The organism is Corynebacterium faecium (genome assembly GCF_027257105.1).
GTDB lineage: Bacteria > Actinomycetota > Actinomycetes > Mycobacteriales > Mycobacteriaceae > Corynebacterium > Corynebacterium lehmanniae.
Window position 1 is genome coordinate 100,111 of sequence record NZ_JAPYJX010000001.1, and the last position, 14,155, is coordinate 114,265.

At 66.5% G+C, this 14,155-nt stretch carries 15 protein-coding genes; 6 read left to right on the forward strand and 9 right to left on the reverse strand.

Going from position 1 to position 14,155, the window contains the following annotated elements:
- Nucleotides 1-2: 2 nt before the first annotated feature.
- The 3 genes from O5O53_RS00545 to O5O53_RS00555 all read right to left on the reverse strand — a co-directional run bounded on the left by O5O53_RS00545 (nucleotide 3) and on the right by O5O53_RS00555 (nucleotide 2,667).
- On the reverse strand, nucleotides 3-251 hold the full coding sequence (locus O5O53_RS00545; RefSeq protein ID WP_171194374.1) for a WhiB family transcriptional regulator: 249 nt from the start codon (nucleotides 249-251) through the stop codon (nucleotides 3-5).
- 328 nt (nucleotides 252-579) lie between these two features.
- The gene (gene manB / locus O5O53_RS00550) at nucleotides 580-1,698 is read right to left on the reverse strand and encodes a mannose-1-phosphate guanylyltransferase (RefSeq protein ID WP_269508056.1); all 1,119 of its coding nucleotides are present in this window, start codon (nucleotides 1,696-1,698) and stop codon (nucleotides 580-582) included.
- Between the two features lie 36 nt (nucleotides 1,699-1,734).
- On the reverse strand, nucleotides 1,735-2,667 hold the full coding sequence (locus O5O53_RS00555; protein WP_437177827.1) for a glycosyltransferase family 2 protein: 933 nt from the start codon (nucleotides 2,665-2,667) through the stop codon (nucleotides 1,735-1,737).
- Between the two features lie 81 nt (nucleotides 2,668-2,748).
- Here O5O53_RS00555 and O5O53_RS00560 point away from each other — a divergent pair, with 81 nt between their 5' ends.
- The 4 genes from O5O53_RS00560 (at nucleotide 2,749) to O5O53_RS00575 (ending at nucleotide 7,168) form a co-directional block, all read left to right on the forward strand.
- Nucleotides 2,749-4,347, forward strand: coding sequence for an LCP family protein (locus tag O5O53_RS00560; RefSeq protein ID WP_269508062.1), 1,599 nt, complete (start codon nucleotides 2,749-2,751; stop codon nucleotides 4,345-4,347).
- Nucleotides 4,348-4,441: 94 nt separating this feature from the next.
- The gene (locus O5O53_RS00565) at nucleotides 4,442-6,073 is read left to right on the forward strand and encodes an AbgT family transporter (protein ID WP_269508065.1); all 1,632 of its coding nucleotides are present in this window, start codon (nucleotides 4,442-4,444) and stop codon (nucleotides 6,071-6,073) included.
- A 27-nt stretch (nucleotides 6,074-6,100) separates the two neighbouring features.
- Nucleotides 6,101-6,760 (forward strand): TIGR03089 family protein, encoded by a 660-nt coding sequence (locus O5O53_RS00570; protein WP_269508068.1) that lies wholly within the window; start codon nucleotides 6,101-6,103, stop codon nucleotides 6,758-6,760.
- 87 nt (nucleotides 6,761-6,847) lie between these two features.
- Nucleotides 6,848-7,168 carry a hypothetical protein gene (locus tag O5O53_RS00575; RefSeq protein ID WP_269508071.1) on the forward strand — a complete coding sequence of 107 codons (321 nt, stop codon included), beginning with the start codon at nucleotides 6,848-6,850 and terminating at the stop codon, nucleotides 7,166-7,168.
- Nucleotides 7,169-7,282: 114 nt separating this feature from the next.
- On the opposite strand, the gene O5O53_RS00580 is transcribed toward O5O53_RS00575, so the two are convergent.
- From O5O53_RS00580 to O5O53_RS00595, 4 genes are read right to left on the reverse strand one after another with little or no spacing between them, the layout of a single operon-like run.
- Complete coding sequence (locus O5O53_RS00580; protein ID WP_302470854.1) at nucleotides 7,283-7,555, reverse strand: ribbon-helix-helix domain-containing protein; 273 nt, start codon at nucleotides 7,553-7,555, stop codon at nucleotides 7,283-7,285.
- Between the two features lie 27 nt (nucleotides 7,556-7,582).
- Nucleotides 7,583-8,050, reverse strand: coding sequence for a YdcF family protein (locus O5O53_RS00585; RefSeq protein WP_269508073.1), 468 nt, complete (start codon nucleotides 8,048-8,050; stop codon nucleotides 7,583-7,585).
- Nucleotides 8,043-8,546, reverse strand: a complete 504-nt coding sequence (purE, locus tag O5O53_RS00590; RefSeq protein WP_269508075.1) for a 5-(carboxyamino)imidazole ribonucleotide mutase — start codon at nucleotides 8,544-8,546, stop codon at nucleotides 8,043-8,045. Before purE ends, O5O53_RS00585 begins: the two co-directional genes overlap by 8 nt.
- Nucleotides 8,547-8,550: 4 nt before the next feature.
- A complete protein-coding gene (locus O5O53_RS00595) occupies nucleotides 8,551-9,732 on the reverse strand; it encodes a 5-(carboxyamino)imidazole ribonucleotide synthase (RefSeq protein ID WP_269508077.1) in 1,182 nt (393 codons plus the stop codon).
- 40 nt (nucleotides 9,733-9,772) lie between these two features.
- On the opposite strand from O5O53_RS00595, the gene budA reads away from it, so the two are divergent.
- Nucleotides 9,773-10,507 (forward strand): acetolactate decarboxylase, encoded by a 735-nt coding sequence (gene budA, locus O5O53_RS00600; RefSeq protein ID WP_269508080.1) that lies wholly within the window; start codon nucleotides 9,773-9,775, stop codon nucleotides 10,505-10,507.
- Nucleotides 10,508-10,531: 24 nt separating this feature from the next.
- On the opposite strand, the gene O5O53_RS00605 is transcribed toward budA, so the two are convergent.
- Nucleotides 10,532-10,993 (reverse strand): hypothetical protein, encoded by a 462-nt coding sequence (locus tag O5O53_RS00605; protein ID WP_269508083.1) that lies wholly within the window; start codon nucleotides 10,991-10,993, stop codon nucleotides 10,532-10,534.
- A gap of 22 nt (nucleotides 10,994-11,015) precedes the next feature.
- Entirely contained in the window at nucleotides 11,016-11,744 is a 729-nt protein-coding gene (locus tag O5O53_RS00610; protein ID WP_269508087.1) for a biotin--[acetyl-CoA-carboxylase] ligase, read from the reverse strand.
- Nucleotides 11,745-11,901: 157 nt separating this feature from the next.
- Here O5O53_RS00610 and O5O53_RS00615 point away from each other — a divergent pair, with 157 nt between their 5' ends.
- The gene (locus O5O53_RS00615) at nucleotides 11,902-13,998 is read left to right on the forward strand and encodes a catalase (protein WP_269508090.1); all 2,097 of its coding nucleotides are present in this window, start codon (nucleotides 11,902-11,904) and stop codon (nucleotides 13,996-13,998) included.
- Nucleotides 13,999-14,155 lie beyond the last annotated feature (157 nt).

The following is a 14,155-nucleotide window of genomic DNA, read 5'->3' on the forward strand; positions in this document are numbered from 1 at the left end:
GCTTAGCCGATCTGCTTTTTCAGGCGGCGGCGCTCACGGTCGGAGAGCCCGCCCCAAATGCCAAAACGCTCGTCGTGCTCGAGCGCGTATTCCAAGCACTCGTCGCGCACTGCGCACGCTTTGCAGATCCGCTTCGCCTCGCGGGTGGAGCCGCCCTTCTCCGGGAAAAACGCCTCCGGGTCGGTCTGGGCGCACAGCGCCTGATCCTGCCACTCCTGCTCGACGGCGCCGAACAACTCGTCGAGGGTCATCCCTCCTGCGGCCGCGCCGCGGAGGGTGGCGTCTGCCTGGTTTTCCACGCCATTACCTTCCTTAGTTGCTTGTCGGTCGTATAAGAGTGGTGACCGCAGTTCCCGGCTGGCGGGCACTGCGGATAACACTGCTGTGATTACACACCGGGACACTAAATAGCCGCAACCAGAATTCTGCAGTTTCGGTCCCCCGCCCCCCATTTCCCACGTCGCTCGTCACACGAGTCACATTAGTCACACGCGCCAGGAGATGGGGGTGCGCATCGGGGGTACTACATATGGTAGCGGCGCCGATTTGAGCAACTATTTTTCAGTTTTGGCGTGTCGCTTACGCGTCCGGAGAGAAACGCACTCCCGAATCCGGGATTTCCACGCCCGGCCACACGCGCATGCCCGCCTGCAGCTCGCAACGCGCGCCAATCGTTGCCCCTTCGCCGATCACGCAGTCCGTGATCCGCGCGTTCGCGCCGATCCGCGCACCAGCGGCGATAATCGAGTTGCGCACCATCGCGCCAGGCTCGATGGTCACGCCGTCGAAAATCACCGAGTCGTCCACACGCGAGCCGGCCCCGATCTCGCAGCCGCGGCCCACAGCCGTGCCGCCCATCAAGATGACGCCGTGCGCGACGCCAGCGGAGTCGTCCACAAGCGACTCGCCCGTACGCCCCTCGAGCAACGGCGAGTACGCGATGCCGCGCACCACATCGGAAGACCCCTGGACGAAATCGTCCGGGCGGCCCATGTCGCGCCAGTAGGACGAATCCACGTGGCCGACCACCTTCGCGCCCGCCTCCAGCAGACCCGGGAACGTGTCGCGCTCCACCGACACCACGCGCCCGGCCGGGATCTGCTCGATCACAGAACGCTTGAACACGTAGCAGCCAGCGTTGATCTGGTCGGTCGGCGGATCCTCCGTCTTCTCCAAAAACGCCAGCACGTTGCCGTCCTCGTCGGTGGGCACCGAGCCGAACGCGCGCGGATCCGGCACGCGCACCAGGTGCAGCGTCACGTCGGCGTCCTTGTCCACGTGGGTGGTGGCGATGGCGGACAGGTCCGCGCCGGAGAGCACGTCGCCGTTGAACACCATGGCGTTGTCGTAGCGCAGCTTGTCGTACACGTTGCGGATGCCGCCGCCGGTGCCGAGGGCCTCTTCCTCCACCACGTACTCGATTTCCAAGCCGAACTCGGAACCGTCGCCGAAGTACTCCTCGAACACCTCAGCCTTGTACGACGTGCCCAGCACCACATGGTTCATGCCTGCCGCCTTAATGCGGGCGAGCAGGTGCGCCAAAAACGGGTAGCCCGCGGTGGGCAGCATCGGCTTCGGGGTGGACACCGTCAGCGGGCGCAGACGCGTGCCGCGCCCACCCACCAGGATCACCGCGTCCATCTCTGCCACTGCCCCGCCGGTCGCCTGTGCGGCGCCGGTGTGCTCCGAAGTTGCCATTGCTCGTCCTTTTCTTCCTGCTGTTTGTGTTTCTCGCTAAGTATCGGTGCGCCGCCGCGGTTTACGCAGCCCGAGCTGGAACGCCCCGCGGACTTTCAGCCCGAGCCACAACGCCCACCGCAGCGGCGCCTGCCACGGGTGCGGGTGCCTGTCGCGCTGGAAGCGGTAGGCCGAACCGTGGTGCGCAGGCACCGTGACCTTGCGGAACTTGCCAGCCACATGGCCCTGGTCGTGCAAAATCACCGACGACGGGCAGTACAGGTTCTCCCACCCGGCGCGAGAAAGCCGGTCGCCGAAGTCGATGTCTTCGAGGTACATGAAGTAGCGCTCGTCGAAGCCGCCGATGGCGTCGAACGCGTCCCACCGCACCAGCAGGCACGCGCCCGAGAGCCACCCTGCGGTGCGCTGGACGTGCATGTTCGCGTCCGCCTTGTAGGCGCGGGAAAACGGGTTGCGTGGCCAGACGTCGTAAAGCAATGCATGCCCGATGCCTGTGGCAAGCCCGGGCACCTCGCGGGCGCTCGGGTACGCGGAGCCGTCCGCTTCCTCGATGCGCGGGCCCGCCGCCCCCGCCTTTGGAGCGGCGTCGATGCAGCGGATCAGCTCGTCGATACTGCCCGGGCCAAACTCGACGTCGGGGTTGACGATGAGGAAGTAGTCGTTTCGGATCGCATTCGCTTCTCGGCGCTCCGCAAGTGCCGCGGCTGCGACATTAATCGCCGCCCCGTAGCCGATGTTTCCGCCGGTGGGGAGGAATTCCACGTGCTCGTGCTGAGCGGCGGCGCGCTGGGGCGCGCCGTCTGTAGAGCCGTTGTCCGCGCAGACCAAATGCACCTCGCCGCGCGTCGCCGCGTCGAGCGACGCAATCAGGTGCGACAAATGCTCGCCCGGCGAGTAGGTCACCGTGATCACCGCGAGCGGTGCGTCAGTCGGATGGAGAGAGTCAGCGTTCACAATGGCTGGAATCATACCCACCAGTGGGGCCGGAATTGGTGTACGGCACAGGCACAGCCGAGGGTATTCGGGAGGGAATGTCGTATACTTCCCCGCGTGACTGACCCCAATCGGCGTGCCCGCGACATTCAGGCGGCACCATCGCGAACGCGAGACGTGTCCCAGTCCGGCCACCCTGTGGTCAAAGGAGTGCTGGCTGTAGTCTCCGCCCTGGCGATCACCCTGTCCGGCGTCGGCTACTTCGCCGTCGGCCGTTTGGGCGGGCAGCTGTCCGCCTCGGAGCTGGACGTGAGCTCCCAGAGCAAATCCAAGGGCAAGGGCAACAAGGACGACGCGGTGCTCGACGGCGCGGTGGATATCCTGCTCGTCGGCTCCGACTCGCGCACGGACGCGCAGGGCAACCCCTTAAGCGAGGACGAGCTCGCCCGCCTCAACGCCGGTGTGGCCGATGGCGAGATCAACACCGACACCATCATGGTTGTCCGCATCCCGGAGGATGGCTCGAAGGCGACGGCCGTTTCCATCCCGCGCGACACCTACGTCCACGACTCCACCTACGGCAACCTCAAGATCAACGGCGTTTACGGCGCCTACGCTGCCGACAAGCGCGAAGAGCTGGTTGAGGAAGAGGGCATGTCCGAAGGCCCCGAGCTGGAGCAGCGGGTCGCGCGCGCGGGCCAAGAGGGGCTGATCGACGCGGTGGCCGACCTCACCGGCGTGGAGGTGGACCACTTCGCGCAGGTGGGCCTGCTCGGCTTCGTCTTGCTCACCGACGCCGTGGGCGGCGTGACCGTGTGCCTGAACAACGCGGTGGACGAGCCGCTGTCCGGCGCCCACTTCCCCGCCGGCGTGCAGACGCTCAACGGCACGCAGGCGTTGTCGTTCGTGCGCCAGCGCCACGACCTGCCGCGCGGCGACCTCGACCGCATTGTCCGCCAGCAGACGTTCATGGCGTCGCTGGTGCGCACCATGCTCTCCGCCGGCACCCTGACCAATCCGGCGCGCCTGCGCGAACTGGCCAACGCCGCCGAACGCTCCGTCACGCTGGACAAGGGCTGGGACGTGGTCCGCTTCGCCCAGCAACTTTCCGGCCTGGCCGGCGACAACGTCACGTTCACCACCATTCCGGTGACCTCCGTCAACGGTGTGGGCGACTACGGCGAATCTATCGTCACCGTCGACGTGGCCCAGGTGCACCGGTTCATGGAAGACGCGGTGGAGCCCGATCAGGAAGAGGACACCACCGAGACCTCCGACTCCGCAGACTCTTCCGACTCCGCGGCGTCGTCGACGCTTAGTTCCCAGGACGTCATCGTGCTCAATGCCGGGGCTGTGCCGGGCCAGGCGGGCCGCGTCGGCGAGGAGCTGGGCAAGCAAGGTGTCCAGGTCTCCGAGGTGGCCAACGCAATGGACGGCCTGTACTACCAGAGCCAGGTTGTGGCGCCGGACGCGGACGACCCGGCAGCCCAGGCGCTCGCCCGGATCCTCGGCGGTGTGCCGGTGGTGGCCAACGCCACGCTCGAGCCGGGCACGATGGTGGCGGTCGTGGCCGACGATTACGCAGGCCCGGGTCTCATGACCGAGGAGGAAGCGCAGCAGGAGGCGCCGGTGGGCACGCCGGGCGAGGATTTCGGCGCCACCGAGATCGGCCCCGAGATCACCGCCGACGGCGACAGCCCGCGCTGCGTGAATTAGCCCCGCCCCCTTGTCCCACATTTCGGGAATGTAATTCCAGAATTTTCCCGAAACCGGAGAAAACCCTGCGCGCACTTTGGTAAAACCAGAATGCATGACTCGCACATCACGGCCCGAGCCATCGCCAGAGACCACAACAACCACCGGAACGAGTAGCGCGCCCGAAAAGCAGGGCGCGACAGACCGTGTCCTCAACACCATCGAGAAGGTGGGCAACAAGCTCCCCGAGCCGTTCACCCTCTTTTTGCTTTTGTTCCTCATCACCGCCGTCATCTCCACGGTGATGGCTTGGTCCGGGGCCCAGGTCCAGGTCCCCGGCTCAGACGAGGTCCGCCCCATCCACGGGTTCTTCACCAAGGAAGGCCTGGCCTGGTTCACCGTGAACCTGGGCGAAAACTACGTCGGGTTCCCGCCACTTGTCTACGTGATGCCCATCATCCTGGCCGTGGGCATCGCGGAGCGCTCCGGCATGCTCTCGGCGCTGATCCGCCGCCTGTTCGGCTCCGCCAACAAGACCGTCCTGCCCTACGCGGTGGGCCTGATCGGCGTGTCCGCCTCCCTGATCGCGGACCCGGCCTTCATTGTCATCCCGCCGCTGGCCGCCATGGTGTTCAAGGCCGCCGGCCGCCACCCCGTCGCCGGCCTGCTGGGCGGCTTCGCCTCCGTCGGCGCCGGCTACGCCACCTCGATCCTGCCCGGCTCCCTTGACGCGCTGTTCGCCGGCATCACCAACTCCGTCATGGAGGCGCTGCCCAGCCTGGAGGCAAACGAGGTCACGGTGATGTCCAACTACTGGTTCAACATCGCCTCCGCGTCCATCCTGGGTTTCATCGCTGGCCTGATCATCGACAAGGTGCTGGAGCCTCGCCTGAACAAGATGGGCGTGCCCACCGAGGTCGCCGAAGGCGAGGCCGCCCCGGACCTGGACCCCGACGGCAAGGAGATCACCGCCGAGCTCACCGTAGAGGAGAAGCGCGGCCTGACCGCCACGCTGTGGGTCACGCTGCTGCTTACCGTCGCGGGCACCGTCGCCGTGCTCGTGCCGGGCTCGCCGTGGCGCAATGAGGAAGGCACATTCCTGCCGGATTCGCCGCTGATGGAATCCTCCGTGTTCATCGTGGTGCTCTACTTCGTGGTCATGGGCTTGGTGTACGGCAAGGCCGCAGGCACAGTGAAAAGCGTCACCGACGTCACCGACATGATGGGCTCGTCCATCAAAGAAATGACCGGCTTCTTGGTGCTGGCGTTCATCCTCGGCCAGTTCATCGCGCTGTTCAACTGGTCCGGCATCGGCACCTGGACCGCCGTGAAGGGCGCGGAAGCCCTCGAGTCCGCGGGCATCGGCGGCTTCGGCGCGATCATCGCGTTTGTCATCCTCGCGTCCTGCCTGAACCTGCTCATCATCTCCGGCTCCGCCCTGTGGACGCTCATGGCCGCGGTGTTCGTGCCCATGTTCGCGCTGCTCGGCTTCGACCCGGCGTTCATCCAGGCCGCCTACCGCGTCGGCGATTCCGCGACGCAGATCATCACCCCGCTCAACCCGTACATCATCGTCATCCTCACCCAGCTGCGCCGCTACGAGCCGAAGGCCGGCATCGGCACCCTTATGTCGCGTCTGATTGTGTTCACGGTGGTGTTCTGGATGTTCTGGCTGGTGCTGCTGTTCATCTGGTACCAGTTCGATCTTCCGTTGGGGCCGGGTGCGTCGATCATGTTGGCGTCGTAAAGCAATTGCCCCTTACGATGGGCGGGCATGAGCATGCTCGCACCGCTAATGCAGACCGACCCGTCGACGCCGCGCCTGACTGTTTACGACGACTCGCGCGGTGTGCGCATGGATTTTTCGGCGCAGACGCTGGACAACTGGGCCAGCAAGGTCGCCAACATGCTCGACGAGGAATTCGACGCCGGCGACAACGTCGCCATCGACCTGCCGGTGTCGTGGCAAGCGGCGGTCATCGCCATCGGCGCGTACAGCTCCTCGCGCACCCCGCTTATCGACGCCTCCGGTGCCCCCGCCCCCGACCTCATCTTCACCACCCTGGACGGCGCCGCGCGGTGGAGCGAAGTGCCCGATTGCGTGGTGGTCTCCGATGACCCTTTCGGCCGCGGCGTGGTGGAAGCCGGCGGTGAACTGCCCGTGGGCACCGTGGACTTCGGGCCCACCGTGCGCTTCTACGGCGACGACTACTTCGGCCAATCCCCCTCGCTGAGCTCGTTCGCCGTGCCCGGCATCGAGGCGGAGCGCTACCTGGTGCAGGACTGGCACACCACCGACGAGTTCGCCGCGAACGTGCTCGGCCCCATCGCCGCCGGCGGTTCCGTCGTGGTGGTCACCGGGCTGGTCTCCGCGGAGCGGCTGCAGGAGATCGCCGAGGCGGAGAAGGTCACCCGCTTCATCGACGGGCAGTAACGCGGCGGGGCTGTGGCTGGTTGCCCTGGCCCGGTCGGTTATTCTGTGGCGGATACACCCGTGCTCACGCCCATGAAGGGACCGCCCATGCTCACCAGCTCCATCTCCCGCCGCGCCATCGCCCCCGCGCTCGCCGTCGCCCTCGTCGCCGGCGCCGCCCCGGTGGCCACCGCCGCCCCGGCAACCGACACTGCCGCAGCCACCGACCAGACCTCTGACCAGGCCGACCAGGGCAAGCAGTCCAGCGGCCCGGGCAGCTCCGAGTACACCCAGGACGAAATCGACAACGCCAAGCGTTTCGCCGGCCTGCTCGCCGGCATCATCGCCATTGTGGCCACCATCGGCGCCGCTGGCCTCTACTTCGCCGGCCCGCACCTGGGTCTGAACCTGCCGGGCCTGCAGAAGTAGCGCTTCCGGGCGCGCGGCCCCCCGTCTCGGCGCGACCCCCATTCCACAAACCCCGAGTAAGGGATCCAGAGTATGGCCCAAAATCGGCCTTACTCTGGATCACTTACTCGGGGTTTAGCTCTGTAGGTCTGCCCCAGTCCACTGCCGGATAGCCTCACGGATCGCATCCGACCGGGTGGTCAGACCCTCCGCTTCGGCGCGGGACATGAGGGCGGCGATCGTTTCGTCGTCGAGACGCACCGGTACGACCGTACCTGCACCTCTACCTACTGGTGGACGACCTCGGCGGGGAGCCGGCAGCTTCGAAAGGTCGTACCCCGCTTCAGCCTCATCAGCCCACTGCTGAATTTGCTCTTCGGTGATGGATTTGCCGTGGATCTTTTCCATGCGAATATCGTATACGAAAATCCGCCCCTACCGCCCGAGCACCCGGCGCACGAAACGGCGCCACACCACCCGCGCCACGGAGTGCGGCAGCGCCACCACTTCCCGCGCGTAGTTTTTCACCCGCGACGTCTTTGGGGTCGGCGCCGCTACTAACTGCACCGGAATGCCCAGGTGCCAGGCCCACACGCGGGTGCGCAAGACGTGGAACCCGCTGGTCACCACGGTCAGGCACGCGGCATCCGGGAACAGCGCCCGGGAGCGCTCCAGGTTTTCGTTGGTGGAGCGTGCCTGAGGCTCCAGCACGATCGACGACTCGGGCACCCCGCGGACCAGCAACCAGTCGGCCATCACCTCCGCCTCCCCAAAACCGGAGACGACCAGCGGCGCGGGGGCCGCACGCCACACTTCAATCGCCCGCCGCAGGCGGAACTCGAGCATGCGCGAAGGGCGCCCGTCCACGATGCGGGCGCCCAGCACGACGATTGGGTTATTCACCCATCAGGCGCTGGCGCAGCGCCTCGTCCTTGCGCTCGACCTCGGCCGCCATGCGCGCCTGGTAATCCACCATCTTGCGCTGCACGGCCGGGTCGGCGGCACCCAGGATGCGCGCGGCCAGAAGACCTGCGTTTTTCGCCCCGCCAATGGAGACGGTGGCCACCGGCACCCCGCCCGGCATCTGCACGATGGACAGCAGCGAGTCCAGTCCGTCCAGCGTGTCCAGGGCGCGCGGGATGCCGATGACCGGCAGCGGCGTCGCAGCGGCGACCATGCCCGGTAGGTGCGCCGCACCGCCGGCGCAGGCGATGATCACCTGCAGGTCGCGCGTGTGCGCTTCCTTGGCGTAGGCCAGCATTTTCTCTGGCGTGCGGTGCGCGGAGACCACGCCGACTTCAAACGGGATGCCGAATTCGGCGAGCACCTCGGCGGCCGGGGCGACGGTGTCCCAGTCCGAGTCGGAGCCCATGATGATGCCAACGGCTGGCTGTGCCATGTGTCTAGTCCTTCCAGGTTGCGTGGATGATGTAGTGCGCGGCGTCCTCGGCCACGGCGAGCGCTTCCTCTACGGTGTCGGCGCACACGTTGACGTGGCCCATCTTGCGCCCGGGGCGGTGGTCCTTGCCGTAGAGGTGCACCTTGGCCTGCGGGTACTTGCGCATCACCGCAATGACACGCTCGGCCATCGGCACGGAGGGGTCCTCGTCGCCACCGAGGGTGTTGACCATGACAGTCGCGGGCGAAAGCTTATCGACGGCACCTAACGGCCAATCCAGCACAGCCCGCACATGCTGCTCGAACTGGGAGGTCACGCACCCGTCCTGGGTCCAGTGGCCGGTGTTGTGCGGGCGCATGGCCAGCTCGTTGACCGACACTTCCGGGCCGTTGTCGCCCTCGTACTCGAACAGCTCCACGGCCAACACGCCGGTCACGCCCAAGCCTTCGGCAACCTGCACGGCGAGCTCCTCGCAGCGCTTGGCCAGCTCCGCGGACATGCCCGGCGCGGGCGCGATGGCCACGCGGCAGATGCCGCCGTCCTGGCGCGACTCCACCACCGGCCAGGCGCGCACGTCACCGGAGCGGTTGCGCGCCACCATCGCGGACAGTTCGCGGGTGAATGCGACCTTCTTCTCCGCCATCAGCGGCAGGTCGCGGCCCAGCAGGTCCTCGACCAGCTCGGCGCACTCTTCGCGCGACGACGGGAACCACACCCCGTGGCCGTCGTAGCCACCGCGGGTGGCCTTCAGGCACACCTGGCCGCCAGTCTCATCCCAGAACGCCTCGGCGTCCGCCGCCGACTCAATCGCCGTAAACGCCGGCACCGGCAGGCCGGCCTCGGACAGGCGCTTTCGCTGCTCGAGTTTGTCCTGCGCGTAGATCAAAGCATCGGGGCGGGGTTCTACGGCCACGCCATCGTCGATAAGCAATTGCGCGTACTCGTTGGGCACATGCTCATGGTCGAAGGTGACCGCATCCGCGCCACCCACGACCGCGCGCAGATCCTCGAGCTTGGTGTAATCGCCGAGGCGCACATCGCCGAACACCTGCGCCGCCGAGGCATCCTTACTCGCGGCGAGCACGCGGGTCTCCACGCCGAGTTCGATCGCTTCCGTCTGCATCATCCGTGCCAACTGGCCGTCGCCGATGACGGCGACGACGGGCATCCCATAGGCGTTACTCACTCTGCACACTGTAGTCGCCCCTCCGACTAGCATCGCAGCCATGTCTGAAACGATCGCCCGCCACACCATCTTCCAAAACTCGCTGATGACCGCGCTTCTCGACGGCATCTACGACGGCGAGCTGACCATCAGCGACATGCTGAGCAAAGGCAACTTCGGCCTGGGCACCTTCGACGCCCTCGACGGCGAAATGCTCATCCTGGACGGGGTGTGCCACCAGCTCACATCCGACGGCAAGGCGCGCGTGGCAGATCTGGACCAGCGCACCCCGTTTACCGTGGTGACCAACTTCGTGCCGCGGATGCGCTTCGACGCGCCCGCCGGCATGGTCCGCTCCGAGCTGGCCAAGTTCATCGACGACGCCGAGCCCAGCCACAACTTCTTCACCGCCGTGAAAATCACCGGCCGGTTCAAGGAAGTGGTGGTGCGCACGGTGACCAAGCAGGAAAAGCCCTACCCGCCGATGTCCGAGGCCGTCTCCGACGACGCGGAGCACGTCTTCACCGACGTCGAAGGCGTCATCGGCGGTTTCCGCACCCCCATGTACGCCAAGGGCATCGGCGTGCCGGGCTGCCACGTGCACTTCATCGATAACGAGCATTCGCGCGGCGGCCACGTGCTGGACTACACCGTGGACGAGGCCGTGATCGAGCTGTGCCCCGGCACCGACATGGAGCTGCACCTGCCGGTCACCGCCGAGTTCTTGGGCGGCAAGCTCTCCCCCGAGGACCTGGACGAGCAGCTGCACACCACCGAGATCAAGGGTGACAAGTAGGGCCTTGGCTTCAGCGCGCTGGCTTTAGCGCGTGGCGCCGAGCGCGCGCTGCAGCACCTTCTCCACCGAGCGCGTCTTGCCCACTCGCTCGAACACGATCGGCTGGGCGTAGCCGTACACCGCCACGTTGATCCCGCCGCGCTCGCGGCGCACGGAGTGGATCTGGCGCAGCGGAATGGAATCCACCGCGCCGCGCCGGCCGCGGGCCAGGATGCGCTTGTCGGTGACGATGAAGCGCCGGCGCCTGGACGCTACCAGCGGGACGATGAACCGCCACAGCACGAGCAGCGCCCAGATAAGCACCACAATGTTGCGCAGGCCCGGGTCCACGTGCGGGGTCACGTCCATCCAGCCGACGGCCATCCACGCTACGCCGGTCACGGCCACCAGCTCGAGCAGCGGGATGGTCAGCGAGGAAAGCGGCGCGCACACGTCGGCGAGGACAACTTCGTCCCCGCCGACGCGAAACGGTGCTTTGCCAGCCATAAACAGGCAGGGTACTGCACGCCTAGGACGTCGGCCGCAGATGGTGGACGTCGCCGACGGAGAAAGCGGAGCCGTCGATAAGCACTTCGCCCTCGTCGTTGACCCCGGTGACGGTGCCGGTGACGGTCTCCTCGCCCTCGCGCATCTCCAGGCGCACGTGCTGGCCGATGGTCGAGCACACGGCGCGGTAGTTTTCGAGCAGCTGCGGGTCGCCCTCGCGCCACTGGTTTAGGCGCTTGCCCATGGCGAGCAGGATGTCGGCGGTGAGATCGTCGAAATCCACATCCAGGCCCTCGAGGTTGAGCGCGGTGGCGGTCTCCACCGGCAGGTCCTCTTCGCGCATGGCCACGTTGATGCCGATGCCCACAATCACCCGCGGCATGTCCAGCGCGGAGAGGATGCCGGCGATTTTCTTGCCGCCGATCTGCACGTCGTTGGGCCATTTCAGCCGCGCCTGCGGCACCACATCCGTCACGGCAACACCCGGCGCGATGGACAGCAGGCCGAACGGCGGCACCTTCTCGGGCACCTCCACCACCATGCTCATGGCCAGCTGCGAGCCTTTCGGCGAGACCCAATGGCGCCCCAGCCGCCCTTTGCCGTCGGTCTGCTCGTCGGCGATGAGCACCGTGCCGGGCTCGCCTTCTTTGAACAGGTCAGCGTTGGTGGAGCCGGTGGTTTCCACCCACCGCACGTTCGGCCAGTACTCCGCCACCGCGTCCTGGATGGCCTGAATGTCGCGCACAGTCATAGCTAAAGAGCATATTGCTTATCGACGTCCACCTCGCCCCGTGCCAGTTTTGGCCGCACGTCCAAACGATCATTCGAGGACGGGCCTACCCTCGGTTCCACCCTCAGCGCCTTGAAGATGGCCCCGAGGATCCCCCAACACGAAAAGGTTGTGACACGTGACCGACAAGAAGCAGAACCCGCCCCAGGACGCCCCGGAGCAGCAGGCCCCAGCGGCTGTCTCCCCCACCGGCTGCCCGTTCCACTTCGGAGCCGACAACTCCGGCGGCACCGACCCGCGCGCCCAGCAGGGCGAGTACCTCACCACCGCGCAAGGCGCACGCCTGTCGGAGACGTCGAAGTCGCTGCGCGCCGGCGAGCGCGGTCCGCTGTTGATGCAGGACCACCACTTCCGCGAGAAGATCACCCACTTCGACCACGAGCGCATCCCGGAGCGCGCCGTCCACGCCCGAGGTGTGGGTGCGCACGGCGTGTTCGTCGCCAATGGCAATGCCTCGAAGATTTCCAAGGCCAAGGTGTTCAAGAAGGACGCTGAGACCCCGGTCTTCGTCCGCTTCTCCACCGTGCTGGGCTCGCGCGGCTCCGCGGATTCCGTGCGCGACACCCGCGGTTGGGCCACGAAGTTCTACACCGAGGAGGGCAACTGGGACCTGGTGGGCAACAACATCCCGGTGTTCTTCATCCAAGACGCGATCAAATTCCCGGATGTGATTCACGCCGGCAAGCCGCACCCGGACCGCGAGATCCCGCAGGCGCAGTCCGCGCACGACACCTTCTGGGACTTCGTGGGCCAACACACCGAGGCCACCCACCACACGTTGTGGAACATGTCGGACCGCGGCATCCCGCGCTCGCTGCGCATGATGGAGGGCTTTGGCATCCACACCTTCCGCTTCATCAACGACGCCGGCGAGACCACCCTGGTGAAGTTCCACTGGAAGCCGAAGTTCGGCGTGCACTCGCAGGTGTGGGAGGAAGCCCAGATCACCGGCGGCATGGACCCGGACTTCCACCGCCGCGACCTGTACAACGCCATCGAGGCAGGCGCCTTCCCGCAGTGGGACTTGGGCGTGCAGGTGTTCCCGGACACCGAGGACCAGATGTTCGAGGGCATCGACCTGCTGGACCCGACGAAGCTGGTGCCGGAGGAGCTCGCGCCGGTGGAGATCATTGGCACGATGACGCTGAACAAGAACCCGCGCAACTACTTCGAAGAGGTTGAACAGGTGGCGTTCTGCCCGTCGCACCTGCCTCCGGGCATCGACGTCACCGCCGACCCGCTGCTGCAGGGCCGCCTGTTTTCCTACCTGGACACCCAGATTTCCCGTCTGGGCGGGCCGAACTTCTCGCAGTTGCCGATCAACCGCCCGCAGACGCCGGTCAACGACAACCTTCGCGACGGCATGCACCAGGTGGCCTCCCACACCGGCGTCGCGCCGTACAAGCCGAACACGCTCGACGGCGGCGCACCCACCGAGGCCACTGTGGACGAGGGCGCATTTATCGACGTGCCGGTCGCCGTGAACGGCGAGATCACCCGCGAGCACCCTGCATCCTTCGACGACCACTTCTCCCAGGCCCGACTGTTCTACCTCTCCCTCACCGACGTGGAGCAGGAGCACCTCACCCAGGCGCTGTCGTTCGAGCTGGGCAAGTGCTACGAGGAGTCGGTGAAGACGCGCTACCTCGAGGTGCTGGCGCACGTGGACCAGGACCTCGCGGAGACTGTCGCCGACAACTTGGGCCTGCCGCACCCGGAGAAGCAGGACGTTGCGGACGTGGAGCCCTCGAAGGCGCTGTCCCAGATGGGCGGCACCTGGCCTATCGACGGCCGCCAGGTCGGCGTGCTGATCTCCACCGACATTTCCGGAGATACAGCCGCAGCCGTGGGCAAACTCGTCGATGAGCTTTCCGCCGCCGGCACCACTCCGCTCGTGGTGGCGGAAAAGGGCGGCACGGTGAAGCTGGGCGACAAGGACACTCCGATCTCGCGCACCTGCCTCACCGCCAGCTCCATCGAGTTCGACGCGGTTGTGGTGGTTAACCCGCCGGCGAAGACGGACGTGGACACCATCCTCGGCGAGTGCGAGCGCCACAAGAAGGCGATCGTCGCCGTGGGCGAGGCCGGCAAGCAGGCGCTGGAGGCCGCGCGCGTCCCGGCGGACCAGCCGGGCATCGTCGCGGTCGACACCGCCGACGCTGCCGCTGCGCCGGTGCAGGAGCTGCTGGCTTCCCACCGTGTTTGGGAGCGGTAGTTCTGTAGTAGCTCACCACCCCTAACCCCCGCTTGTGCCCCGCGCCGCTTACCCGGCACGGGGCCTCTTTTCTGAAAATCAGGTAGTAGGAGTCCTGAAAATCGGGTAGTAGAGCTTCTGAAAATTGGGTAGTAGGAGTCCTGAAAATACGGTAGTA